Below are 19,871 nucleotides of genomic sequence, written 5' to 3' on the forward strand. Positions count from 1 at the left end.
CCTCCTGCGGCGCTCCGCCGCGAACCTCCAAGTGGGAGAACCAGCCTCGTGAAGGGGATACAACCGTTTTCCTCGGAATCCGTGACGGAGGGACACCCCGACAAGATCGCGGACCAGATCTCGGACGCCGTCCTCGACGGCATCCTCGCGGAGGATGACCGGGGTCGGGTCGCATGCGAGACGCTCGTGACGACGGGCCTCGTCCTCGTGACCGGCGAGATCACCACGGACGCCGGGATCGACATCGCGGCCATTGCCCGGGAAGTGCTGCGCGACATCGGCTATACGCGCGCCGAGCACGGAATCCGGTGGGACACGTGCAGCGTGCTTACCGCGGTCGACGAGCAGTCGGCCGACATCGCCCAGGGCGTGGATGTCGGTGGCGCCGGAGATCAGGGGATGATGTTCGGATACGCGACCGACGAGACGCCGGAGCTGATGCCGCTCCCCATCATGCTGGCGCACGCGCTGGTGAAGCGCCTGGCCGACGTGCGGCGCGCCGGAGGCATCGCCTGGCTGCGGCCGGACGGAAAGGCGCAGGTATCGGTGGAATACCGGGACGGCGAACCGGCCCGGATCACCACAGTGGTCGTCTCGGCCCAGCACGACGGCGACATCGCGCAGGATGAGATCGAAGCGGCGATCAGGGAAGAAGTCATCGGGCCTGTGTTGCCGGACGAGCTCTATGATGAAGGCCGGGCGCAGTGCCACATCAACCCGACGGGTCGTTTCGAGATCGGCGGACCGCAGGGCGATGCGGGCCTCACCGGGCGGAAGATCATCGTGGACACGTACGGGGGCGTGGGCCGACACGGGGGCGGCGCCTTTTCGGGAAAGGACCCGTCGAAGGTCGACCGCTCGGCGGCGTATGCGGCCCGCTGGATCGCCAAGAACCTCGTCGCGGCGGAACTCGCGCGGCGCGCCGAAGTCCAGCTTGCCTACGCGATCGGGGTCGACGAGCCGGTCAGCGTGATGGTCGACACCTTCGGCACCGGGCGTCGGCCCGACGACGAACTCGCCCGCCGGGTGACGGAGGTCTTCGACCTTCGGCCGCGAGCGATCATCGAGCGGCTGGGCCTCCGGAAACCGATCTACCGCCGGACCGCCGCCTACGGGCATTTCGGCCGCGAGCCCGAAGGCGACGCGTTCACGTGGGAGAGAACCGATCGGACCGATGCCCTCGCCGGCTAGCAGTCGACGTTGGGGCGGGGCCGGGAAAGGGCCGGGATGACGGAGTCCGGGATGCGGGAGGTCGCCGTGGCCAGCCTCGGACTCGACAAGACGACGGGCGCTCCCGTCGTCATTCTCAGAGAGAAGGACGGCGAGCGTTTCCTCCCGATCTGGATCGGACCCGGCGAGGCCTCGGCCATCGCGATGGAACTCGCCGGAGTCCAGTTCACGCGGCCCCTCACGCACGATCTCTTCAACGCCGTGGTGCGCGGGCTCGACAGCACCTTCGTACGCGTACTCATCACGAAGGTCGTCGACAACACGTACTACGCGTCGCTCGTGTTCCGTCGAGAGGACGAGTTCATCTCCATCGACGCCCGTCCCAGCGACAGCATTGCGCTGGCGCTTCGAGCCGGCGTCCCGATTCATGCGGCGGAGAGCCTCCTCGAAGCGAGCGCGTTCGAGATCGACGAGACCGGAGTGGCCGAGGGGGAAGCGCCGCCTTCCGGGACCGGGCCATCCCGGGCCCCCGAGGAGCCGCTGAGCGACTACCTCAAGGGGCTGGACCCCGAGGACTTCGGCCGCTTCGAGCCCTAGCGGTCCGTGGCAAAACCCCGCGGCCTCCGGGGGGCGCGTCGTCGCCGATGCAGGCCCTCTAAACGTTATTCTGGCGGAAGCTCGCCGAACCGGAACGGACAGGGCGGCGTCCGCTTGCCCTTCACCACCCGCGAGCGGACCTTGCCGGGAAGGACCCAACCGCCGGGGCGGCGACGGCTCCCGGTCGGCGACCGGCCGCGGGCCGCACAGGGTTGGGCATCAGAGGAGCGGATCATGAGACGTAGCTGGATACGGATTGGGGCGCTGGCGGTCCTCGCCGCGTGCGGGGGTTCGAACGGGACGGGGCCGGATGACCCGGGCGTCGCAACTCCCGACCGCTCGGAATTCGCCGTTCTCAACTCCATCTCCGGGACCTTGCAGCAGTTCAACCGGATCGATGGCCGGATCGTCCCCTTCGGGCGTGACATTCAGTTGGAGGCGGGGTTCAGGGGCCGGACGGCGGATTTCATTCAGGACCTCTGGGTGACGGCGTGGGACGCTCCGGAGGGGAGCAAGGTCGTCTTCGGGTCCTTCTCCACCGACGAACGGACGACGGCCGTTTTTCCGAACAACGCGATCGTGGACCCCGGTAAACCCACCGTGATCTTCGATGCGGGCGGTACGGTGGGCGCCCTCATCCCCGCCCGGGCGCAGGACGCGGTGTACGTGGCTTTCCCGGGCACTCCGATGGCGCAGATCGCCGTCGAGGCGGTGGGCACCTTCGTGGAGAGGGTGATTCCGGCGGGGCAGTTCCTCGTCTCCGCCGATGGCAACCTCGATGACGAGGACGGCGGACGAGAGCCCCTCGGCCCCCCCCGCATTGTCCTTCACGAGTTCATCAGCGGCAGCTATTTCGACGAGTTGAGGCTTCCGGAAGGCACGGTCGGAGTCAACGAGGCCATCGTGCTCGAGGACCAAATGCTCCTGCTGGCGGGCGGGGCAGTCGATCCGGTGACCTCCGCCGCGGTGGGGGAGGGGAATCTCGTCGAGATCGACATGTCGGCGCGGACCGTGCAGGACGTGAACCCCCTTGGGGGGAGCGGCATCTCCATGGAAGCCGGGCGCGACGGGCTCGTCTATGTCGTGCGAACGAAGGGCATCGGGGCGACGGAAACGGACGTGCTCAGGTTCAGCTTTGCGGTTCGGGACTGGATGAACGGGCCGGAAAACCCGATCCAGCCGCGCGACCGGGACGGCTCGAACCTCAACTGCCGGGTCGCGGCCGGATTTCTTGACGGCCAGATCCTCTGCGCCACCTACGTGGCCGCGGGCCAGGGACGCCTCGTTCTCCTCTCGGCCGAGGGCGAGTTCATCGACGAGGCGCCGATCGGGGCGGGAACGACCGATATCCTGCTTCGTCCCAGCTGACCGCGCCCGGGGCTGGTGCCGTGTCCCGGAGATACCGCGGCTGCTCGAGGGGACATTAGGGGGGCCGAGTGGGACTCGTGACGACCCGTGCGGTGGTCCTCCAAACGTACCGGTACAGCGAAACCAGCAAGATCCTGCGCCTGATGACGTGGGAACTCGGCCCCTGCTCCGCGCTCGCCCGGGGGGCGCTGCGCCCCCGCAGCCGCTTCGGCGGCCTGCTCGAACCCTTCGTGGAAGGGGAGGCGACATTCTACAGCCGGGAGGGACGCGACCTGCATACCCTCTCCAACTTCGAACTCCTCCGTGACCGGCGGGGGCTCGACCGTTCGATCGAACTCTTCACGATCGCATCCGTCCTCTGCGAGCTGGTGATGCGCCTCGCCCCGGAGCACAGCGATGCGGAGCTGTACCGGACCCTGACGGAGGGCCTCGACGGGCTCCACGGCCGGGTCCGGGAAGGGGCGTCGGCCGGCGGGCTGGAGTTCGTCTGGGGTGTGGTGAACGCGCTGGGGTTCCGCCCGGAGATCGAACGTTGCGTCGGCTGCCGGAGTCCCATCGGGGCCGCGGGCGCGCGCTTCGACTTCGAGGCCGGCGGACTTCGCTGCGGCTCCTGCGGTCCGATCGGGCCCCAACTCGACCCGGGAGAGCTGGATGCCCTGCGGATCCTCGTGTCCGGCGGGCAGGCGGAACGGAACCGCGCCAACGGCCGCCAGGGCCGCTGGCTGGCCGAGTTCATCCGGCACCACGTGGCGGAGGGCGCACAGTTGAAGTCTCTGCCTTTTCTGAGTCGGCTGGACTGAGGGACCCGTGAACGACCGGTGAGCCCACGGTGAACGGGGGCGCGAGCGATCGGCGCGGGATCGTGATCGGGACGGCCGGCCACGTGGATCACGGCAAGACGGCTCTCGTGCGGGCGTTGACGGGGGTCGAGACGGACCGCTGGCTGGAGGAGCGGAAGCGGGGGCTCACGATAGACCTGGGCTTCGCGCGGCTCGACCTCGATCCCGGCCTGGAGACGGGGATCGTGGACGTCCCGGGGCACGAGGACTTTCTCAAGAACATGCTCGCCGGGGCCACGGGCATCGATGTCCTCCTCCTCGTCGTGGCGGCGGACGAGGGGCCGATGCCCCAGACGCACGAACACCTTGCGATCGCCCGTCTTCTGAACATCCGCCGGGGGGTCGTCGCGCTCACGAAGAGCGACCGCGTCGATGAGGACTGGCTCGAACTCGCGAGGGAGACGACCCGTGAACTGCTGGACGAGGATCCCGTCCGGGCGCCGTGGGAGATCGTGCCGGTCTCCGCCCTGACAGGCGATGGGATCGAAGCATTGCGGGCCACGCTCCGCAGGGCGACGGCGGGGATCGCCGCGCGCAGCGTCGACGACCGCTTCCGGCTCCCGGTCGACCGATCCTTCTCGATCCGGGGCACCGGGACTGTGGTGACCGGCACGGTGTGGAGCGGATCCGTCGGCGTGGGCGACACCGTGCGCGTCTTCCCCGGGGGCGACTCGGCCCGCGTGCGCGCACTCCAGGTGCACGAAGACCCCCGGAGCCGCGTCACCGCCGGCCGCCGGTGCGCCGTTGCGCTCGTCGGCGTCGCGCCGTCCGCGGTGGAGCGGGGCAGCGTGCTCGTGGACCCGTCCGAGTGGAGGTCGAGCGAGCGTCTCGGCGTCCGGGTGCGAGCGCTCGGGAGCCGCGACCGGCCCCTCCGCCATGGACAGCGTCTGAGGGTCTACCTCGGCACCCGCGAAGTCATGGCCCGACTGCAAACGGCCGATCGCCAGCCCGTCGCGCCCGGCGCGACCGCCTGGGCCGTGCTTGCCCTCGAGGCGCCGCTCCTCGCCCGGACCCGCGATCGGGCCATCCTTCGTTTCTACTCGCCGGTGACGACGATCGGCGGGATCCGCGTGGCGGAGCTGAACCCGCCGCCCGACTGGCCCGCGCGGACGGCAGCCTGGCGGCGGATTCTCGACGGTGACCCGGCGGAGGCGCTCGCCGCCGCCGTGGCCTTGGGGGGCCTGCGCGGGCTCCCCGTCGCGACATCGCCGATCCTCCTCGGACGGCGCGACCCCACGCTCGAGACGGCCGCCGGGGAGGCCGGCTGTGTGCGCATCGGCGACCGCTGGTTCGCGGCCGACGCGGTGGCCGAGGCGATGGAAGCCGTGGAGGAAAGCATGGTCCGCCTCCACGCCGCGGACCGCCGCGCCCCGGGCGTGTCGAAGGAGGCCGTACGCTCCGCGATGGCGCCCGTCTGCGACCTCGAACTGGCGGAGACCGCCGTCCGCCGACTCCTCGCGGACCGGCGTCTGCTCGAGAACGGGCCGCGGCTCGCGCTTCCGGACCACGCGCCCCGCCTCACTCCGCGCGAGGAAGAGGGGCGCGCGCAACTCGAGGGGACGATCGAGGCGGCCGGACTGCAGCCACCGCTCGTCGCGGAACTGGGGAAGAAGCTGCGTCTGGACCGCGCCGTGCTCGACGACCTCCTCCGGCTGCTGCAGGAGTCCGGCGTGACGAAGGCGGTGACACCCGAGTTGCATGTCGCCGTCGGGGCTCTGGAGAACATGGAGGCGCGAACGAGAGAGCTTCTCGCCGATGGCGCGCCGGCCCCTCCCACGCGGTTCAAGGAAACGTTCGGGCTCTCCCGGAAGTACCTGATCCCGCTCCTCGAATACCTCGACCGGGAAGGCGTGACCCGGCGAACCGCGGAAGGAAGAGTTCTCGTCCGCCCGCCCGGCTAAGCGGGCTGCGGGCTCAGTCCGGGTTCAGCCGACGTGGTAGAGGAAGCAGCCGCAGTACTCGCACGATTCGACGCGGAGATTTCGGTCCGCCTCGGAGGCGCGGGCCGTGGAAACCGCCACGAAGCAGCCGTAGCAGATGCCGTTGATGACCGGCGCGACGACGCGCGGCGCCTTGTCGGCGATGCGGCGATAGCGCTCCCGGATCCCCCGCGTCAGCCTCTGCGCGAGTTCCTCGACCTTCTCGTCGAGCGATCGGATCGCGTCCTCGATCTTGATGTCGAAGACCTCCGCCTCGAGGTCGGTCAGCGTTCCGTCCGTGAGACCTCGACGCTGCATTCGCAGGTCCTGGATCTCAAGGAGCAGTTCGAGTTGCTGGTCCACTAGAGGTCCTTCGCATCGAGCAACTCGATGAACTGTTCGGGGCTCGATATTTCGGCGAGCAATTCCGGCACGTCGGCTTCCTTGCCGAACTGCGCGATCTTGCCCAGCACCGGAAGATACTGATTCGAGACCTCCAGCGGCGGCGCGACGATGAGGAAGACGTACCGAACGGGTTTCTCGTCGATCGCCTTGAAATCCAGACCCGAGAGCTTGCGGCCGAACGCGACCCTCAACCGGGTCACGACGAGCGAACGGCAGTGCGGGATCGCGATGCCGCGGCCGATCCCGGTCGAACCGAGATTTTCCCGCCGCTTCAGCATCTTGTAGAGGATTCCTTCGGATTTTCCGTCGAGGCCCATACACGACACGAGTTCCTTCAGGGCCTCATCCTTCGTCTCGGCCGCCAGGTCGAGTTTGATGGCGGACGGAACGAAAAATTCTCGAAGCTGCACTTGGATCTATATCTCCTCCCCGCGAGCGCGGGGCGCATATCGAATCAACGGGCACCGGCGCCGCCGGACCCGGCAAGCCCCGAGTATACCCGCGCCGGTTTCCGGCTGTCAAAGAACCTCCTCGGCCGCTCCCGGAACTTGCGCTGCACGACGGGATAAACGACCGTGTGGGGTAGCCTTTGCGAGTATCAGGGGGGCGACACGGCTTCGACGCGTGAACCGGAAGCCGCGGAAGCGTGCCGAGGTGCCCGGGGCCTCGTTAAACACCGGGAAACCTTCAGGTGCCAACGACGGTTTGGCTCTGGCTGCGTAAAATCGCGTAGCCCGTCCCCGAGAGGTCCGGGCCCGAGGACCTCCCGGCGGACGTCGATGAATCGGGCTGGTCGCCCCGGCGCGCCGTAAGCCGCGGGTGACGAGAGCACGGCGAGAGCCGCGTACACGGCTGGTTCCGTGAGGGGTTGTTCGTGAACCCTCGCGGGACGAGACTCGATCACGAACTACGCACGTAGATGCCGTGGTGGATGGGCTCGCGGACGCGGGTTCGATTCCCGCCGCCTCCATCAGGTGCAGGGTCGCATAACCTGCGCCGGCAGTGCTCCGCCCGGGGCGCCTCCCTTTCCGGGAGCGCCTCGGCTTTTTTTGCGGCCGGCCCGTCGACGGGTCGAGGAGGTTCCGGATGATCGAAGAACTGCAGCGCAAGATCGGGGACGAAGCGGAGACGCTTCTCCACGAGCTGAACGTCATCCTTCCGAAGGAAATCGAGAAGGCCGTCGCCCAGGGCGACTTGCGGGAGAATTCCGAGTACACCGCCGCCCTGGAGCGGCAGGGCTTCGTGCGGGCGCGGCTCGACTATCTGGCGCGCCGAATGTCCCAGCTCGGGGAACTCGATATCGAGAACATCCCGACGGACCGGGTCGGGTTCGGTTCGAGAGTCGCGGTGCGCGACCTGGAGGACGACGAGATCGAGTCCTTCAACCTCACGATCGGCGACGACGTCGACATCGAGAACAACGACATCTCGATGGAGTCGCCCATCGGCCGCGCGCTCCTCGGAAGAAGGAAGGGCGAACTCGTGAGCGTGAGGCTTCCGGCCGGCGCGCGCGAGTTCGAGGTCGTCGATTTCGAGACGATGCACGACCTCTAGAGGGCCCGGATCCGCTACCGGATCTGCTAGAAGACCCGGATCGGCGGGATGAACTTTCCGGGGTTGGCCCGCACCTCGGTGAGGAACGCGTTCAGGTCCACCACGACCTTGAGAAACTCCTCGTACAGCGTCTCGTCGCCGATGAGCTGCCCGACCGCCCCTTCGCCGTTCTCGATGAGGCCCAGGATCGCATTGGCCCGGGTCGCGGATGAGGCGACCGCGCGGTACAGGGAGTCCGACGCCAGCAGACGCCCGAGCGTCCCTTCGCCGGCCGCCAGCGCCGCCGTCACCGTGTCGAAGCGGGCGGTGGAGGAAACGAGGCGGTCGTAGAATTCCTCATCCTCGAGGAGACGGGCGAAGGAGCCCTCCCCGTCGGCGATCGGCCCCAGCACTGCCGCGAGGTTTTCGTTGAGGTCGACGAGGCCGTCGTAGAGCGCTTCATCGACGAGGAGGCGTCCAAGCGAACCCTCGCCGCTCGAGACGCGGGCCAGCGTCGCCGAAAGGTCGTTCGAGAGCTGTGTGAGACCGAGGACGGCATCGGCCGCCTGGCCGAGGAGTTCGTCGTAGCTCAGCGCCGGCGCCGTTCCGATCGTGTCTCCCGGAACGAGGATCGCCGAATCGGGAGACCCCGGTTCGATGTCGATGAGGCGGTCGCCGAGCAGTCCCTGCGTCCGCACGCGGGCTCTCGATCCGCGCCGGATCTGCTCCCGGATGTCCACGTTGACCCCGAGCCAGACCGCGACCGCGGCTTCCGAGTCCCCCCGCTCCTCCGGTGCGATGAACTCCACGCGCTCGACCTGGCCGACGCCCCTCCCGGCCACCTGGACGGGGGCTCCGGGGCGGAGCCCCGAAGCGGATTCCATCAGCGCGACAAGCTGATAGCGCTCGCCGAACACGTCCCCGATCCGGCCCACGAAAAGCACGCATAACGCGAGCAGGACGAGGGAGACGATGAGGACGAACCCCACGCGCATCTGGTCCCATGTGATCGGTTCCGACCGTCGCATCGTATCCCTGTGCCCCCTGTCTGGCCCCTCGGCAGTCCGTGGCGGTTAGCCGCGGAAGGCTCGAACATAGCGGTCTTCCGTGGCGTGCATCTCCTCCGGAGTTCCGCTGAAGATAATCTTCCCGTCCTTCAGGAGCGCGGTCTCGGTCGCGATTCTCGCCGCGGACCGCACATCGTGGGTCACGACGACCACGCAGACGTGCAGTTCCCGCCGCAGCTTCAGGATCAGTTCATCGATCCTCCGCGTCGTGATCGGGTCGAGCCCGCTCGTCGGTTCGTCGAAGAGGAGGATGGGGGGGCGGTGCACGATCGCCCGCGCGATGGCGACCCGTTTGCGCATGCCTCCGGACAGTGCGGACGGGAGCAGAGGGAGCACCATCGCCGGGTCGAGGTCCACGAAGGACAGCACCTCTTCGACGCGGTCCCGGATTTCACCATCCGCCAGCTTCGTATGCTCGTAGAGCGGAAAGGCCACGTTGTCGAACACGTTCAGGGAATCGAAGAGCGCCGATCCCTGGAACACCATCCCCATCCGTTCCCGCAGCGCCAGAGCCTCCGGACGCGAAACCGCGCTGATGTCGCGTCCCTCGATGAGGACCTCGCCGCGGTCGGGGAGGAGGAGCCGGAGCATGAGGCGCAGGATCGTCGACTTCCCGACTCCCGACCCGCCGAGGATGCAGAGCGTCCCGCCGCGCGCGACGCCCAGCGAAACGCCGCGCAGCACCTCGTGAGTTCCGAAGGAGAGCCACACGTCCCGCAGTTCGACGATTTCGGGTTGCGCGGACCCGCCCCCGTGGGTCTCCAGTTCCCGGCGAATCTCGTCGCGCAGCTCCGCCTCGAAGGCCTCGCTTCCCGGCTCCGGCGCGCCGTCGGGCGTGCGGCCGCTCATGTCGGATCCTCGTTCACGATGGGAACATGGTCAGCAGGATCTGCGTGAGGAAGTAATCCATCGCGAGGATGAGGATGGACGAGGTCACCACGGCCCGCGTCGTCGCTCGCCCCACGCCTTCCGTGCCGCCCTCCGCCCGAAGCCCGTGGAAGCAGCTCGTGAGCGCGATGATCCCGCCGAACGCGAAGGGCTTGCCCAGTCCCTGAATCAGGTCGATGGGGATGACCGTGAGCACGAAGCCGGTCTGCGCGAGGGTTTCCCACACGGAGTTGATATACAGCTGGGCCGTGAAGTCCAGCATCAGCACCGCGATGAGGAGCCCGCCCAGGATGGCGACGGCATCGCCTATGATCGTGACCACGGGGAGCATCACGAGGGCGGCGAGGAAACGGGGCACGACGAGCTTCCGGATCGGGTCCACGCCCATCGTGCGGAGCGCGTCGACCTGCTCCGTGACCCGCATTGCGCCCAGGGCCGCCGCCATGCCGGCCCCCGCCCGCCCCGTGACGATGAGCGCCGTGAGGACGGGGCCGAGTTCGCGGATCGTGCTCGCCCCCACCAGGCGGCCGATGTAGACCGTCGCCCCGAAACGTTCCATTTCCACGGCGGCCTGGAGGGCGAGCACCATCCCCGTGAAGAGGCCCGTCAGCATGACGATGAAGATCGAGGCGACGCCGATCGTGTCCATCTGCTGCACGAGGTCGCCGCGGTAGAAGGGCCGGCTCAAACAGGCCCTCGTCACGCGAACGAGGAGCCTGAAATAGGCCTCGACCGCGAAGGCCATGCGAAGTACGGCATCGCGGGCGAGTCTTGCGGCGGAACGGCGGGCGGAGCCGGCGGGCACGGTCTTTGGCGCTCTCCGGGGGATCGAAGTATGTTCGCCCGACCGCCAGAACGCGTTCGAACGCAACGACTCGCCTCCAGCGATGAGGCGTACGGGCGAGGTTACCGGCTCCCACCGATTCGATGCAAGGCGATGGCGACCGGCGGACGCGCCGCGTCATGCCCGGTGGCGACGGCCGATCGCCCGCCCCCGAAAGGAGTCTCGAGCATGCAGACCGGATCGGTCCACACCGACCATGCACCCGCCGCCGTCGGCCCCTACTCCCAGGGGTACTGGGCCGGCGAGCTGTTCTACTCCGCGGGACAGGTGGGGTTGGTCCCGTCCACCGGCCAGCTGGTGGGCCCCGATGTCGTGTCCCAGGCGGAGCGCGTGATGACGAACCTCGCGGCCGTGCTGGGCGAGGCGGGGCTCGCCTTCGGCGATGTCGTGAAGACGACGATCTTCCTCGCGGACATGGGCGATTTCGGCGCCGTGAACGAGGTCTATGCCCGCCACTTCGAGCCGCCGTATCCGGCCCGCTCGACAGTCGCCGTGGCCGCGCTGCCCCTCGGGGCCCGGGTCGAGATCGAGGTGATCGGGCGAGCGCGGCCGGCGATTTGAGAGCGGCCGGACCGGGAATGACGAACGATGCGGATTGACCGGGAGCGGATGGTGACTGGTGTCGCCTGCGGTCTTCAAAACCGTTATGGGGCGTTCGCGCGTCCCGGGTGGGTTCGATTCCCACACGTTCCCGCCACCTTCGCGCTCGCCGCCGTGCTCCTGGCCGGCCAGGCCCTGGAGCCATCGCCGCTGCGGGCGCAGGATCCTCCGCCCCCGGTGGCCGCGCCCGATTCGGTCGCCGCCGAGACGAGCCCCGCCGCCGACTCGACGGGACGGCGCCCCCCCATCTCCCCGCTTGGCGCCTTCGGACGCTCCCTGATCCTTCCGGGCTGGGGACAGCTGGAGGTCGGGCGGCCGGCCCGCGGCGCCTTCTACTTCGCCGCCGAGTCCGTCTTCCTGTTCATGGTCTTCAAGGCCGACGCGCGGCTCTCCGCGGCGAAGGAGGAGATGCCGCCGAACGAAGAGCGGATCTCCAATCGCACCGGGCAGCGCGAAAACTGGATCGTCCTCGCCGGATTCTTCGCCTTTTTGAGCGGTCTCGACGCCTGGGTGTCCACGCAGTTCTGGGACTTCGAGCCCTCGATCGGCCCGCCCGCCGATGGATCCGTCGGGATCGCCCTCGGCTTCAAGGTGAATTTCCCCTAGCCTTCGCCGGGTCCCCGGTACGACTCCAGGCGGATCTCGTCCGGCGTCACGACCGCGAAGCTGTTGTGGTGGAGCCAGTCCCCGGAGTTGAGGTAGAACCTCCCCGGCGCGAGTTCGGTGACTTCCGGCCGGTGCGAGTGCCCGAACACGACGAGGTCCACGTCCTCGTGTGCGGCCAGTATCTCCACCGCGTGCCGCGCGAGGAGCGACGCCCGGGGCGATTCGCTCCGCACCCCCCCCGCCTGCGCCCGCCTCGTGCCGCTGGCGAGCCGCGCGAGGGGGAGCCCGAGGTCGGGGTGGACCCACCTGAAGAGTCCGCGCCCCACCGGACTGCGGGCGGCCCGGCGCAGAACCCGGTAGCCCCGATCCGCGGGGCCGAGTCCGTCGCCGTGCGCGATGTACGCCCGCCGCCCCGCGATCCGTCGCCGCGCCGGCTCTTCGAGGATTTCGACTCCGACCTCGTCGCGGAGGAAACTCCCCCCCCACGCGTCGTGATTCCCGCCCATGAACAGGACGGGCATGCCGCCTTCGACGAGCCGCCGCAGGCGGGCGAGCACGTCGAGCTGGCCGCGCGGGATCACCTGTCGGTATTCGAACCAGAAGTCGAACAGGTCGCCGTTGATCAGGAGTTCGTCGCCCCATCGGCGCGCCTCCTCGAGGAAGGCGAGAAACGCGCGCGCGTTCTCGGCGGCGACGGCCCCGAGGTGGATGTCGGACACGACGACGGTGCGTTCGGACATGGGGCCGAAGCTCGGCGCGCCGGGCGCGGCCCGTCAAACCCCGGCGAGGGACCGCGGTGCATCGGTCACGGGAGAAAGTTCGACACCCGGTGCGTCTCGGGAGCATATTGCGGCCATGGAAGGCGCGAACGGAGTCGGAACGACGGAAGTACGCGTGCGGTATGCCGAGACCGACCAGATGGGGCGTGCGCACCACCGCCACTACCTCGTGTGGTGCGAACTCGGGCGCACGACGCTCATGCGCGAGCGCGGCGTGTCGTACGCGGAACTCGAGCGCGGAGGCCTCTGGCTCCCGGTGTCCCGGGTAGAGGTCGAATACCGGATCCCGGTCGAGTACGACGAACTCATCCGGATTCACACCCGCGTGGAGCGCGTCCGGAGCCGGGAAGTCGTGTTCGCCTACCGGATCGCGCGTGCGTCCGACGACGCGACGCTCGCCCGCGCCCGCACCGCCCTCGTGTGCACCGATGCGCGGGGCCGTCCGCACCGGTTTCCGGAGGCCGTGAAGCGGCAACTGGAGACCCTTCCGGCCGTCGCCGCCCCGCCGGCCGCCACGTGAACCGAGCCCCGGGGCGCCGCGTCCTCCGGCTTCTCCTCCTCCTGCCCCTCACCGCCTGCGGCGGCGGTTTCGAGCGCGGGGCCCCGATGCCGGATGCGGACGAGGTCGCGCTCCGGGCGCGCGCGACCTCGGGCACGGAACAGCCGATGCACGTCGTCTTCAGGTGGGAATACGCCGGCGAGAGCGGGAACTTCCGCGGCGACGGCGCGGCCCGCGTGAATCCTCCCGACCGTTTTCGTCTCGATCTCTTCTCGACGGGGGAGGGAAGCCTCCAGGCCACGCTCGTCGACGGGGTTCTGGCCACGTCGGGCGACCTCGAGGGCGTCGAACTGCCCCCGACCGTCTTCCTGTACGCCATGGCGGGGGTGTTTCGGCCCGGCGACGCGCCTCCCGCCGGGGGGTACGAGATCCCCGGCTCCAGCGTCCTCGAGTTCGCGGTCGAAGGGGGCGCGACGCGAAGCTATTATCTTGACGAGGGACGCCTCACCCGCCTCGAGGAGCGCCGGGCCGGCCGCCGCGAGCGCTGGATCGAACTCGAGTGGGGAAGCGACCTCAGCTGGCCCCGGGAAGCCCGGTATCGGGACATCGTGGACTCGAGCGGGGTACTTTGGGAGTTGGTGAGCGCGACGGCTCAATCACAGCCATACGATGAGGAACACTATGTCCTGCCGATTTCGCGCCGGAGCGATGGCCACGATTCCGATGCTCGCCGTGCTGGCGGGGTGCTACGGCTTCTCCGGCGGCGGCGGGCTGCCCAGCCACATGCGCACCGTGTGGGTCGCACCGATCGAGAACGAGAGCACGCAGTTCGGCATCGCCGAGTCCCTGATGGACGAACTCCTCACGGCGGCGCGCCAGCGGCTGGGGCTGCGGCTCGCGTCCGAGGAGGAAGCCGACGCGGTCATCACGGCGCAGATCCGGCGCTACGCCGATGAGGCGGTCAACTTCGACGCCGTCGGGGGGGTCGGCGCGGACGTCTTCCAGCGTCGCGTGACCGTCAGCGTCTCCGTCGAGATCCTCGATGTGGCCGAGAACCTCATCATCTGGGGCAACCAGAGTCTGACCGGGACCGGGGAATACGAACCCGGAAACGAAACCGAAGACCAGGCCCTGATCGTCGCGCTCGAGAACCTCGTCCAGCAGATCGTCGACGGAGCGCAATCGCAGTGGTAGACTGACCGGCGTCGACCGCCGGGACGGGATCGGGCGGGAGCCTCTCGCGCCCGCGCGACCGGTTCGCCATTCTGTGGTCGACTTTTGGATGGGCCGACAACCTTCACTCAACGTCCGGGCGCCGACATGCCGCAAGCCGCTCGACCCGCCACTCCGAATCCGTGACATACGCCGTCGGCCTCGTCGCCATCCTGGCCGCCGTGTGGCTCATCTGGTCGGGGCACTTCGACAACCCGGTCATTCTGAGTCTGGGAGCGGTGTCCATCGGGCTCGTCGTCTTCATCTCGCTCCGCATGAGGATCGTCGATGACGAGGGGGCGCCGATCCAGCTCCCGCTGGGGCTGGTCCGCTACCTGCCCTGGCTCGTGGTCGAGATCGTGAAGGCGAATATCGCCGTCGCCGTGCGCATCGTGCGCCCCGGGCTTCCGATCCAGCCCCGCGTGATACGGGTGCGGGCCGGGCAGCGCACCGACATCGGCCGGGTCATCTACGCGAACTCGATCACGCTCACGCCCGGCACCGTGACGGTCGATACGGAGGGAGACCACATCACGGTCCACGCCCTGACGGAGGAGGCGGCCGAAGGCGTCCTCTCGGGCGAGATGGACCGGCGGGTCGCGCGGGTCGAGGGGCGCGGATGATCCTCGCCGCCGTCCTCGCCGCGATCATCGTCACGATGGGCCTCGCCCTCGTGCGGGCGGGGAAGGGGCCCACGGTCTTCGACCGCATCCTCGCGCTGAACATGTTCGGCACGAAGACGGTGCTCCTGATCGCCGTGATCGGGTTCATCACGGGCCGGCCGGACTTCCTCGACCTCGGACTCGTCTACGCCCTCATCAACTTCATCGGCGTCATCGCGGTGCTCAGATTCTCGAAGTACGGCGATTTCGCGGACCCGGACCGGGAGAAGGCGTCGTGATGCCGGAATCCGCGTTCGAGATCGTGAGCGCCGTGCTCATGCTGACGGGCGCGCTCTTCGCCGTCATCGGCGGGATCGGGGTCGTTCGCCTGCCCGATTTCTTCTGCCGCATCCACGGAGCCGGGATCACGGACACGCTCGGGGCGGGGCTCATCCTCGCCGGGCTCATGTTCCTCTCGCCCGGGTGGATCGTGACCGCCAAGCTGGTTTCGATTCTCGTCTTTCTCTGGATCACCAGTCCGACCTCCACGCACGCGCTGGCCAATGCCGCGCTGGAAACCGGGCTCCGACCGCGCGTCGACGAGGCGGAGGAGGCGTCATCGATTCCGTAGCCCTGGAAGTTCAGGTCGTGACGGCGCTGCTCCTCACGCTGCTCTGCGCGACGGCGGTCGCGGTGCTGCGGATGCGCGGGCTGTTCGCGGCCGTCATGCTGATGGGCATCTTCAGCTTCCTCGGCGCCGGCTGGATGCTCCTGCTCGATGCCCCCGACGTCGCCCTCACCGAGGCCGCCGTCGGCGCAGGGATCTCGACGATTCTCGCGCTCGCCACCCTGGCGCTCACCACGCGCAAGGCGAAGCGGCCGGTCCGGCCCGCGGCGTTGCCGCTGGCGGTGGTGACGATCACGGGGGCCGCGCTCCTGTACGGTACGCTGGACATGCCGAGGTTCGGCGATCCCGAGGCGCCGGCCAGCAACTATCCCCAGCCCTCTTACGTCGAGCGGACGGACCACGACATCCACATCCCGAACGTCGTCACCGCCGTGCTGGGCAGTTACCGCGGCTACGACACGCTCGGAGAAACGGTCGTCATCTTCACCGCCGGCATCGCGGTGCTCGTCCTCCTCCGCGGGAGCCGCAAACGCCGGCCCGCGGCGGACGGCGGGGAGGACGCCGCATGACCGATCACACCATCCTGCGCGTGGTCAGCAAGTTCGTGCTGCCGTACGTCCTTCTCTTTGCCCTGTACGTCCAGTTCCACGGCGACTATGGACCGGGCGGAGGATTCCAGGCCGGCGTCATCTTCGCGGCCGGGTTCGTGCTCTACGGGATGATCTACGGACTCACGGCCGTGCGCCGCGTGGCGCCGGAGCGCGTGATCGAAATCCTGATCGCGGTCGGCGTGCTCATCTTCGCCGGCACGGGCGTTCTGACGATGCTTCTGGGCGGCAACTTCCTCGAATACGGCGTCCTGACGCCGGCGTATCCGGCGTCGGGACAGCACTACGGGATCCTCGTCGTCGAACTCGGCGTCGGGGTGACGGTCGCCGCGGTGATCATCGCGATCTATTCGACCTTCGCGGGACGCGGGCGCCAGTGATCGAGTCCATCTTCGACTCCGCGCTCGGACTGTACAACTACTGGGTCGTCATCTTCCTGATGATGACGGGGTTCTACATCGTCATCTCGCGCGGGAACCTCATCAAGAAGGTCATCGGACTCAACATCTTCCAGGTTTCGGTCTTCCTCTTCTACATCACGGTCGGGAAGGTCAGCGGGGGCACGGCGCCGATCACGGCCGAGGGGTTCGAGGTTTACAGCAACCCGCTCCCCAGCGTCCTCATCCTCACCGCGATCGTCGTGGGCGTCGCCACGACCTCCGTCGCCCTCTCGCTCGTCGTCCGCATCCGTGAAGCGTACAACACGATCGAGGAGGACGAGATCTACGCGCAGGACGATCCTCGATGAACTGGCTGGCCTCGATGGTCGGAGATCAACTGCCGGTCCTGCAGGTCATCGTTCCGCTCCTGGCGGCGCCGCTCTGCATCATCCTGCGGCGGCGGTCGCTGGTTCTGCCTTTCGCGATCATCGTGTGCTGGGCGGCGTTCGGCGTCTCGGTCGCGTTGCTCCGCGAGGTGCTCGAGGTCGGCGCCATCACCTACGAACTGGGCGGCTGGGCCGCGCCGTGGGGAATCGAGTATCGCGTCGACGCCCTCGGCGCCTTCGTGCTGCTCTTCGTGTCGGGAATCGGCGCGCTCGTGCTCACCTACGCGCCGCGCAGTCTGATCGACGAGGTTCCCGCCGGCCGGCACTACCTCTTCTGCACGCTCTACCTGCTTTCCCTCACGGGCCTGCTCGGCATCGCGATTACCGGCGACCTCTTCAACGTCTTCGTCTTCCTCGAGATCGCGGCGCTCTCATCGTACGCCCTCATCGCCCTCGGAGGTCGCAGGCAGGCGCTGCCCGCAGCCTTCCAGTACCTGGTGATGGGCACGATCGGGGCCACGTTCATCCTCATCGGCATCGGTCTCATGTACCAGATGACCGGGACGCTGAACATGGTCGACATGGCCGACCGGCTGCCCGCCGTCGAGGGCATGCGGACCGCGCTCGTCGCCTTCGGCTTCCTCACCGTGGGCATTGCCCTGAAGATGGCGCTCTTCCCGCTCCACGTGTGGCTGCCCAACGCCTACGCGTACGCGCCGTCCGCCGTGAGCGCCTTCATCGCGGCGACCTCGACCAAGGTCTCCGTCTACATCCTTCTGCGCTTCATGTTCAGCGTGTTCGGGCTCGAATTCTCGTTCGAGCACCTCGGGCTGGGGCGCGCGCTCATGCCGCTCGCCCTGGCCGGGATCTTCGTGGCTTCCACGGTCGCGATCTTTCAGCGCAACATTAAGCGGATGCTCGCCTATTCGTCGGTAGCCCAGGTCGGATACATGGTCCTGGGGATCAGTTTCGCGACGGCGACCGGGCTCACCGGGGGCATCGTCCACCTGTTCAACCACGCGCTCATCAAGGGCGGGCTCTTCATGGCCATGGGGTGCATCATGCTGCGGCTGCACTCCGTCGACCTCGACGAGATGGCGGGGATCGGGCGAGCGATGCCGTGGACGATGGCCGCGTGGGCGCTCGGCGGTCTCGGCCTCATCGGGGTCCCGGCGACGGCCGGCTTCATCAGCAAGTGGTACCTGATCCAGGCGGCGCTGGAACAGGGCAGCGTCCTCGTCGCGGTCCTCCTGCTGCTGAGTTCGCTGCTCGCCCTCGTCTACGTGTGGCGCGTGGTGGAGACCGCCTTCTTCCGCGAACCGAGCGAGCGGGCGCGCGAGGCGCGCGAGGCGCCGCTCTCGATGCTCGTCCCGACGTGGGTGCTCCTCGGGGCGACGGTCTTCTTCGGCATCTATACGGCATACTCCGCCGGCGTGGCGGAGCAGGCGGCCGAAGCCGTGCTGCGGGGGCTCCCGTGAGCGGCATGGTTCCGATGTACTGGGCGCTGGTGATTCCCCTCGCCGGCGCCGTGCTCATCGCGACGGTCGGCCGCTGGCCCAACGTTCGGGAAGCCGTCACGCTCGCCACCGGCGTGGCGCTCTTCTGGTTCGTCGCATCGCTCCTGCCGCACGTCCTCGCCGGCGCGACCCCCGGGGTCCTGCTGGTGCGGCTGCTCCCCGGCGGCCTCTCCCTCGTGCTCCGCCTGGAGCCCCTCGGCATGCTCTTCGCCCTGGTGGCCTCCGGGCTCTGGATCGTCACGTCGCTGTACTCGATCGGCTACATGCGGGGACACGGGGAAGCGCACCAGACGCGATTCTACGTCTGCTTCGCGGTTTCCATCTGCGCCGCCATGGGCGTGGCGCTCGCGGGCAACCTGCTCACGCTGTTCCTGTTCTACGAGGTGTTGACGCTCTCGACCTACCCGCTCGTCTCGCACCACGGGACGCCGAAGGCGATGAAGGGCGCCCGCACGTATCTCGGGATCCTCGTCACCACTTCCGTCGCCTTTCTCCTCCTCGCGGTGGCGTGGACCTGGGTCCTCGCGGGCACGCTCGACTTCCGCGCCGGGGGGATCCTGGACGGCCGGGCGAGCGACGGTGTCCTCCTCGTCCTGCTGGCGCTCTTCGTGTTCGGGACGGGGAAGGCCGCCCTCATGCCGGTCCACCGCTGGCTTCCCGCGGCCATGGTCGCGCCGACGCCGGTGAGCGCGCTCCTGCACGCGGTCGCGGTCGTGAAGGCCGGCGTGTTCACGATCATGAAGGTCGTGATCTACATCTTCGGCCTCGATCTGCTGAGCGCGTCGGGGATCAGCGTGTGGCTCATGTACGCCGCCGGCTTCACGGTCGTTGCGGGCTCGCTCGTCGCCATGGCGCAGGACAACCTCAAGCGGCGCCTCGCCTACTCCACGGTGAGCCAGCTCTCCTACATCGTCCTCGGGGCGGCGCTCGCGAACGCCTGGGGCGTGGTCGGCGGCAGCATGCACATCCTCATGCACGCCTTCGGCAAGATCACCCTCTTCTTCTGCGCCGGCGCGATCTACGTCGCGGCGCACAAGACGGAGATCAGCGACATGCGGGGGCTGGGCCGGGCGATGCCGATCACGATGGCGGCCTTCCTCATCGGGGCCCTCAGCGTCGTCGGCGTCCCGCCCCTCGGCGGGAGCTGGAGCAAGTGGTACCTGGCGCTCGGGGCGCTCGACGCCGGGCAGGTCCTCTTCGTCGCGGTACTGATGGTCAGTTCACTGCTGAACATCGCGTACCTCGTCCCGATCCCCATCCGCGCGTTCTTCTCGAAGCCCGCCGATGGGTCGGACCCGCCCCGCTTCAAGGAGGCGCCGGCATTCTGCCTCGCGGCACTCTCGTTCACGGCGGTCGGCTGCATCGTCCTCTTCTTCCTCGCCGACGATGTGTACCGCCTGCTCGTCCCCCTGGGCGGAGGGTAG

Annotated in this window: 24 protein-coding genes, 1 tRNA gene and 1 other RNA gene; 20 read left to right on the forward strand and 6 right to left on the reverse strand. The window is 68.6% G+C overall.

All coding sequences use genetic code 11. The features are described 5' to 3' along the window. Window positions 1–48 precede the first annotated feature (48 nt). From metK to selB, 5 genes are all read left to right on the forward strand, one after another. Window positions 49–1,191 carry a methionine adenosyltransferase gene (metK, locus tag ACOGI9_RS05145; RefSeq protein WP_419858813.1) on the forward strand — a complete coding sequence of 381 codons (1,143 nt, stop codon included), beginning with the start codon at window positions 49–51 and terminating at the stop codon, window positions 1,189–1,191. Between the two features lie 36 nt (window positions 1,192–1,227). Then, window positions 1,228–1,767 carry a bifunctional nuclease family protein gene (locus ACOGI9_RS05150; protein ID WP_419858814.1) on the forward strand — a complete coding sequence of 180 codons (540 nt, stop codon included), beginning with the start codon at window positions 1,228–1,230 and terminating at the stop codon, window positions 1,765–1,767. A gap of 234 nt (window positions 1,768–2,001) precedes the next feature. Then, a complete protein-coding gene (locus ACOGI9_RS05155) occupies window positions 2,002–3,135 on the forward strand; it encodes a hypothetical protein (protein WP_419858815.1) in 1,134 nt (377 codons plus the stop codon). Window positions 3,136–3,212: 77 nt separating this feature from the next. Continuing rightward, the gene (gene recO / locus ACOGI9_RS05160) at window positions 3,213–3,935 is read left to right on the forward strand and encodes a DNA repair protein RecO (RefSeq protein ID WP_419858816.1); all 723 of its coding nucleotides are present in this window, start codon (window positions 3,213–3,215) and stop codon (window positions 3,933–3,935) included. Between the two features lie 29 nt (window positions 3,936–3,964). Further along, window positions 3,965–5,875, forward strand: coding sequence for a selenocysteine-specific translation elongation factor (selB, locus tag ACOGI9_RS05165; protein ID WP_419858817.1), 1,911 nt, complete (start codon window positions 3,965–3,967; stop codon window positions 5,873–5,875). Window positions 5,876–5,899: 24 nt separating this feature from the next. Here the strand turns inward: selB and ACOGI9_RS05170 are convergent, their stop codons facing one another. After that, entirely contained in the window at window positions 5,900–6,256 is a 357-nt protein-coding gene (locus ACOGI9_RS05170) for a hypothetical protein (RefSeq protein WP_419858818.1), read from the reverse strand. Continuing rightward, window positions 6,256–6,708 (reverse strand): PTS sugar transporter subunit IIA, encoded by a 453-nt coding sequence (locus ACOGI9_RS05175; RefSeq protein WP_419858819.1) that lies wholly within the window; start codon window positions 6,706–6,708, stop codon window positions 6,256–6,258. Before ACOGI9_RS05175 ends, ACOGI9_RS05170 begins: the two co-directional genes overlap by 1 nt. 192 nt (window positions 6,709–6,900) lie before the next feature. On the opposite strand from ACOGI9_RS05175, the gene ssrA reads away from it, so the two are divergent. Both ssrA and ACOGI9_RS05185 read left to right on the forward strand, forming a co-directional pair. Beyond that, window positions 6,901–7,271: a transfer-messenger RNA gene (ssrA, locus tag ACOGI9_RS05180) on the forward strand. Between the two features lie 113 nt (window positions 7,272–7,384). After that, the gene (locus tag ACOGI9_RS05185; RefSeq protein ID WP_419858820.1) at window positions 7,385–7,852 is read left to right on the forward strand and encodes a GreA/GreB family elongation factor; all 468 of its coding nucleotides are present in this window, start codon (window positions 7,385–7,387) and stop codon (window positions 7,850–7,852) included. Window positions 7,853–7,878: 26 nt separating this feature from the next. Here ACOGI9_RS05185 and ACOGI9_RS05190 read toward each other — a convergent pair whose 3' ends face one another. From ACOGI9_RS05190 to ACOGI9_RS05200, 3 genes are read right to left on the reverse strand one after another with little or no spacing between them, the layout of a single operon-like run. After that, window positions 7,879–8,859 (reverse strand): MlaD family protein, encoded by a 981-nt coding sequence (locus ACOGI9_RS05190; protein WP_419858821.1) that lies wholly within the window; start codon window positions 8,857–8,859, stop codon window positions 7,879–7,881. A gap of 45 nt (window positions 8,860–8,904) precedes the next feature. Further along, window positions 8,905–9,747, reverse strand: coding sequence for an ABC transporter ATP-binding protein (locus ACOGI9_RS05195; RefSeq protein ID WP_419858822.1), 843 nt, complete (start codon window positions 9,745–9,747; stop codon window positions 8,905–8,907). 13 nt (window positions 9,748–9,760) lie between these two features. Further along, complete coding sequence (locus tag ACOGI9_RS05200; protein WP_419858823.1) at window positions 9,761–10,591, reverse strand: MlaE family ABC transporter permease; 831 nt, start codon at window positions 10,589–10,591, stop codon at window positions 9,761–9,763. A gap of 207 nt (window positions 10,592–10,798) precedes the next feature. On the opposite strand from ACOGI9_RS05200, the gene ACOGI9_RS05205 reads away from it, so the two are divergent. The 3 genes from ACOGI9_RS05205 to ACOGI9_RS05215 all read left to right on the forward strand — a co-directional run bounded on the left by ACOGI9_RS05205 (window position 10,799) and on the right by ACOGI9_RS05215 (window position 11,836). Continuing rightward, window positions 10,799–11,191: a RidA family protein gene (locus tag ACOGI9_RS05205; protein WP_419858824.1), complete on the forward strand. Its 393-nt coding sequence runs from the start codon at window positions 10,799–10,801 to the stop codon at window positions 11,189–11,191. Between the two features lie 40 nt (window positions 11,192–11,231). Next, window positions 11,232–11,327, forward strand: a tRNA-Sec gene (locus ACOGI9_RS05210). A gap of 17 nt (window positions 11,328–11,344) precedes the next feature. After that, window positions 11,345–11,836, forward strand: a complete 492-nt coding sequence (locus ACOGI9_RS05215) for a hypothetical protein (RefSeq protein WP_419858825.1) — start codon at window positions 11,345–11,347, stop codon at window positions 11,834–11,836. On the opposite strand, the gene ACOGI9_RS05220 is transcribed toward ACOGI9_RS05215, so the two are convergent. Next, window positions 11,833–12,576, reverse strand: a complete 744-nt coding sequence (locus tag ACOGI9_RS05220) for a UDP-2,3-diacylglucosamine diphosphatase (RefSeq protein WP_419858826.1) — start codon at window positions 12,574–12,576, stop codon at window positions 11,833–11,835. The genes ACOGI9_RS05215 and ACOGI9_RS05220 overlap by 4 nt on opposite strands. A 115-nt stretch (window positions 12,577–12,691) precedes the next feature. On the opposite strand from ACOGI9_RS05220, the gene ACOGI9_RS05225 reads away from it, so the two are divergent. From ACOGI9_RS05225 to ACOGI9_RS05270, 10 genes are all read left to right on the forward strand, one after another. Further along, on the forward strand, window positions 12,692–13,135 hold the full coding sequence (locus ACOGI9_RS05225; protein WP_419858827.1) for an acyl-CoA thioesterase: 444 nt from the start codon (window positions 12,692–12,694) through the stop codon (window positions 13,133–13,135). A gap of 687 nt (window positions 13,136–13,822) precedes the next feature. Next, entirely contained in the window at window positions 13,823–14,308 is a 486-nt protein-coding gene (gene lptE / locus ACOGI9_RS05230) for an LPS assembly lipoprotein LptE (RefSeq protein ID WP_419858828.1), read from the forward strand. A gap of 161 nt (window positions 14,309–14,469) precedes the next feature. After that, entirely contained in the window at window positions 14,470–14,949 is a 480-nt protein-coding gene (locus tag ACOGI9_RS05235; RefSeq protein ID WP_419858829.1) for a Na+/H+ antiporter subunit E, read from the forward strand. Further along, complete coding sequence (locus ACOGI9_RS05240) at window positions 14,946–15,227, forward strand: monovalent cation/H+ antiporter complex subunit F (protein WP_419858830.1); 282 nt, start codon at window positions 14,946–14,948, stop codon at window positions 15,225–15,227. Before ACOGI9_RS05235 ends, ACOGI9_RS05240 begins: the two co-directional genes overlap by 4 nt. Beyond that, entirely contained in the window at window positions 15,227–15,559 is a 333-nt protein-coding gene (gene mnhG, locus ACOGI9_RS05245; protein ID WP_419858831.1) for a monovalent cation/H(+) antiporter subunit G, read from the forward strand. Before ACOGI9_RS05240 ends, mnhG begins: the two co-directional genes overlap by 1 nt. 71 nt (window positions 15,560–15,630) lie before the next feature. After that, window positions 15,631–16,125 carry a DUF4040 domain-containing protein gene (locus tag ACOGI9_RS05250; protein ID WP_419859240.1) on the forward strand — a complete coding sequence of 165 codons (495 nt, stop codon included), beginning with the start codon at window positions 15,631–15,633 and terminating at the stop codon, window positions 16,123–16,125. Further along, window positions 16,122–16,544 (forward strand): Na(+)/H(+) antiporter subunit B, encoded by a 423-nt coding sequence (locus ACOGI9_RS05255; protein WP_419858832.1) that lies wholly within the window; start codon window positions 16,122–16,124, stop codon window positions 16,542–16,544. The genes ACOGI9_RS05250 and ACOGI9_RS05255 overlap by 4 nt, the downstream gene beginning before the upstream one ends. Next, window positions 16,541–16,912 carry a cation:proton antiporter subunit C gene (locus ACOGI9_RS05260; protein WP_419858833.1) on the forward strand — a complete coding sequence of 124 codons (372 nt, stop codon included), beginning with the start codon at window positions 16,541–16,543 and terminating at the stop codon, window positions 16,910–16,912. The genes ACOGI9_RS05255 and ACOGI9_RS05260 overlap by 4 nt, the downstream gene beginning before the upstream one ends. After that, window positions 16,909–18,408, forward strand: coding sequence for a monovalent cation/H+ antiporter subunit D family protein (locus tag ACOGI9_RS05265; RefSeq protein WP_419858834.1), 1,500 nt, complete (start codon window positions 16,909–16,911; stop codon window positions 18,406–18,408). Before ACOGI9_RS05260 ends, ACOGI9_RS05265 begins: the two co-directional genes overlap by 4 nt. Window positions 18,409–18,413: 5 nt before the next feature. Next, window positions 18,414–19,871, forward strand: coding sequence for a monovalent cation/H+ antiporter subunit D family protein (locus ACOGI9_RS05270; RefSeq protein WP_419859241.1), 1,458 nt, complete (start codon window positions 18,414–18,416; stop codon window positions 19,869–19,871).

The sequence above is a fragment of the Candidatus Palauibacter irciniicola genome, assembly GCF_965208695.1.
Taxonomy (GTDB): Bacteria; Gemmatimonadota; Gemmatimonadetes; order Palauibacterales; family Palauibacteraceae; genus Palauibacter; species Palauibacter irciniicola.

Excerpts from the sequence above, each read along its gene's own strand:
- ACOGI9_RS05265 (WP_419858834.1), top strand. The coding sequence starts at position 16,909 with ATGAACTGGCTGGCCTCGATGGTCGGAGATCAACTGCCGGTCCTGCAG.
- ACOGI9_RS05240 (WP_419858830.1), top strand. The coding sequence starts at position 14,946 with ATGATCCTCGCCGCCGTCCTCGCCGCGATCATCGTCACGATGGGCCTC.
- ACOGI9_RS05250 (WP_419859240.1), top strand. The coding sequence starts at position 15,631 with ATGCGCGGGCTGTTCGCGGCCGTCATGCTGATGGGCATCTTCAGCTTC.
- ACOGI9_RS05225 (WP_419858827.1), top strand. The coding sequence starts at position 12,692 with ATGGAAGGCGCGAACGGAGTCGGAACGACGGAAGTACGCGTGCGGTAT.
- ACOGI9_RS05195 (WP_419858822.1), bottom strand. The coding sequence starts at position 9,747 with ATGAGCGGCCGCACGCCCGACGGCGCGCCGGAGCCGGGAAGCGAGGCC.
- ACOGI9_RS05190 (WP_419858821.1), bottom strand. The coding sequence starts at position 8,859 with ATGCGACGGTCGGAACCGATCACATGGGACCAGATGCGCGTGGGGTTC.
- ACOGI9_RS05155 (WP_419858815.1), top strand. The coding sequence starts at position 2,002 with ATGAGACGTAGCTGGATACGGATTGGGGCGCTGGCGGTCCTCGCCGCG.
- ACOGI9_RS05270 (WP_419859241.1), top strand. The coding sequence starts at position 18,414 with ATGGTTCCGATGTACTGGGCGCTGGTGATTCCCCTCGCCGGCGCCGTG.
- ACOGI9_RS05220 (WP_419858826.1), bottom strand. The coding sequence starts at position 12,576 with ATGTCCGAACGCACCGTCGTCGTGTCCGACATCCACCTCGGGGCCGTC.
- ACOGI9_RS05185 (WP_419858820.1), top strand. The coding sequence starts at position 7,385 with ATGATCGAAGAACTGCAGCGCAAGATCGGGGACGAAGCGGAGACGCTT.
- ACOGI9_RS05255 (WP_419858832.1), top strand. The coding sequence starts at position 16,122 with ATGACCGATCACACCATCCTGCGCGTGGTCAGCAAGTTCGTGCTGCCG.
- ACOGI9_RS05150 (WP_419858814.1), top strand. The coding sequence starts at position 1,228 with ATGACGGAGTCCGGGATGCGGGAGGTCGCCGTGGCCAGCCTCGGACTC.
- lptE (WP_419858828.1), top strand. The coding sequence starts at position 13,823 with ATGGCCACGATTCCGATGCTCGCCGTGCTGGCGGGGTGCTACGGCTTC.
- mnhG (WP_419858831.1), top strand. The coding sequence starts at position 15,227 with ATGCCGGAATCCGCGTTCGAGATCGTGAGCGCCGTGCTCATGCTGACG.
- ACOGI9_RS05205 (WP_419858824.1), top strand. The coding sequence starts at position 10,799 with ATGCAGACCGGATCGGTCCACACCGACCATGCACCCGCCGCCGTCGGC.